This is a genomic window from Pseudomonas sp. (genome assembly GCF_035277045.1).
Lineage (GTDB): Bacteria > Pseudomonadota > Gammaproteobacteria > Pseudomonadales > Pseudomonadaceae > Aquipseudomonas.
The window spans coordinates 1-2562 of sequence record NZ_DATELE010000279.1 but is presented as its reverse complement, the minus strand read 5'-3'; the positions used below and the strand labels follow the sequence as shown (position 1 = coordinate 2562).

Here is a 2562-nt window from a genome sequence, read left to right as displayed (position 1 = left end):
AGGGGCGGCTGGTGGCAAGCGTGCAACTGATCGCGGCGCTGGGTGGCGGCTGGCAGGAGCAAGCGGCGTTCGCCCAGGAGCAAGCCGCGCAAGACTGACCGTTCGGCGGAACGCGCTGGCTGCCCGCCTGCGGCCAGCAAGTTGTGGAGCTCTTGCCATCTATAAAAACCGTGCGTTTTGGCAAAGCTTGAGTACAATCATGGGTCTTTAGAGCTGGCCAGTGGCCGGCTTTTTCTTTTCCAGGGTTGTGCAAGGCCAAAAATGCTGATCGGTAGTTATTCTTCCACGCTGGTGCTTATCTCGCTGTGCGTGGCGATCCTCGCCTCCTATACCGCGCTGGACCTTGCCGGGCGCATCGCAACCGCCAGAGGACGGGCGGTATTCCTGTGGATTGGCGGGGGCGCGCTGGCCATGGGGATCGGCGTGTGGTCGATGCACTTCATCGGCATGCTGGCGTTCCGCCTGCCCATCGCCCTGGGTTACGACCTGCCGCTGACATTGCTGTCGCTGCTGATCGCGATCCTTTCCTCGGGCTTCGCCTTGTGGCTGGTCAGTCAGCCAAGCCTGCCCTGGCTGCAGCTGGGCCTGGGCGCGCTGATCATGGGCAGCGGCATCAGCAGCATGCACTACATGGGCATGGCCGCGCTGCGGATGACGCCAGGCATCGACTATGATCCGACCCTGTTCGGCGCCTCCCTGGTGATCGCCGTCGCGGCGTCGGCGGCGGCCTTGTGGATTGCCTTTCGCCTGCGTCGGCAGACCCCCTACGTCCGGCAGATTCGTGGCGCCGCGGCCGTGGTCATGGGCCTGGCGATCGTCGGCATGCACTACACCGGCATGGCGGCAGCGAACTTCCCCGCGGGCAGCTTCTGTGGCGCATTGGGCAATGGCCTGAACGGCGACCGCCTGGATTCCCTGGTGTTGATCACCACGCTTGCGGTACTGGCGGTGGCCTTGCTCTCCTCAGTGCTCGATGCCCGCCTGGAGGCCCGTACCGCGGAGCTTGCCCGCTCGCTGACGCTGGCCAACCAGGAACTCACCCAGCTGGCCCTGCACGACACGCTCACCGGGCTGCCCAACCGCACGCTGCTGTCGGACCGCATCGAGCTGGCGATCAGCAAGGCGGCGGAGCAGGGCGGTTGCTTTGCCTTGATGTTCATCGATCTGGACGGGTTCAAGCCGGTCAACGATGCCTTCGGCCACCACATTGGCGATCAATTGCTCAAGGCCGTCGCCGTTCGCCTGCGCGGACACTTGCACAGCCAGGACACCTTGGCGCGCATCGGTGGGGACGAGTTCGTGCTGCTGGTCGAGCTGAGCACCGCCGACGATGCTGTGGACGTGGCGGCCAAGCAGGTCAACCTTGTGTCCAAGGCGTTTCGCGTGGCCGATCAGGACCTCCAGGTCACGGCCAGCCTGGGAATCGTCCTGTACCCGGGAAATGGCCTTGACCAGCACGAGCTGCTGCGCAACGCCGACGCTGCCATGTACCATGCCAAAAGCGCCGGCAAGAATGGCTACAGTTTTTTCGACGTGTCGATGAACAGCAATGCCCGCCTGCAGCTGCAACTGTTGCAAGACTTGCGCAGCGCTCTGGAACAGCGTCAGTTCCGTCTCCACTATCAGCCCAAGTTCGGCGCCCTCGATCGCCAGCCGGTCGGCGCCGAGGCCTTGCTGCGCTGGGAGCACCCCCAGCACGGCCTGTTGATGCCCGACCGCTTCATTCCCCAGGCCGAGAAGACCGGGCTGATCATCCCGATCGGCGATTGGGTGCTGGACGAGGCTTGCCGGCAAATGCGCGAATGGTTCGACCAGGGGCATGACGGCTGGCGCATAGCAGTCAACCTCTCGGCGATCCAGTTCTGCCACGCCGGGCTGGTCGACAGCGTCGCCCGGGCGTTGGCGCGCCATCGCCTGCCTGCCAACAATCTCACCCTCGAGATCACCGAGACCACGGCCATGCGCGATGCCGACGCCAGCCTGGCCGTGCTGCAGCAACTGTCCGACATGGGCGTGGACATTTCGATCGATGACTTCGGAACCGGCTATTCAAGCCTGATGTACCTCAAGCGGCTGCCGGCCAACGAGTTGAAAATCGACCGCGGCTTTGTCCGCGACCTTGAGCAGGACAGCGACGACGCCGCGATCGTGTCGGCCATCGTCGCGCTTGGCCGGGCATTGGGCCTGCGGATTGTCGCCGAAGGGGTGGAAACCGACCGGCAACAGGACTTCCTGACCCGCCTGGGGTGTGATTCGCTGCAAGGGTACCTGCTCGGCAAACCGGTGTCGGCCGAGCGCTTCATGATCTCGCTGGCCGGGGCATGACAGGCAAGGACTGGTCTAGACCGCCGCTCTCAGCGTGCAGAACGGCACGAAGGCTTCAAGTTCATCCTCCACCGCCTCGATGATGCGCTCCACATCGGCGGCGGCCATGATGGTCGCGCAGGGGATGCCGGCGATGGCAAGCAATGTCTCGCCGGTGGCGCGGTCGAACAGCCGGGCAACCATGCTGCGGGGGGCATCCATGCTGGCCTCGAAGCCGATCGGATGGAAATGCCAGCG

At 64.6% G+C, this 2562-nt stretch carries 2 protein-coding genes; one reads left to right on the top strand and one right to left on the bottom strand.

Annotated elements, in window-relative coordinates; translation table 11 throughout:
• The first annotated feature begins 261 nt into the window (after window positions 1–261).
• Entirely contained in the window at window positions 262–2325 is a 2064-nt protein-coding gene (locus VJS90_RS19460; RefSeq protein ID WP_324123262.1) for a putative bifunctional diguanylate cyclase/phosphodiesterase, read from the top strand.
• Between the two features lie 15 nt (window positions 2326–2340).
• Here VJS90_RS19460 and VJS90_RS19455 read toward each other — a convergent pair.
• On the bottom strand, window positions 2341–2562 hold a 222-nt coding region (locus tag VJS90_RS19455; RefSeq protein WP_324123261.1), incomplete at its 5' end, for a DUF1652 domain-containing protein.

Excerpts from the sequence above, each read along its gene's own strand:
- VJS90_RS19460 (WP_324123262.1), top strand. The coding sequence starts at position 262 with ATGCTGATCGGTAGTTATTCTTCCACGCTGGTGCTTATCTCGCTGTGC.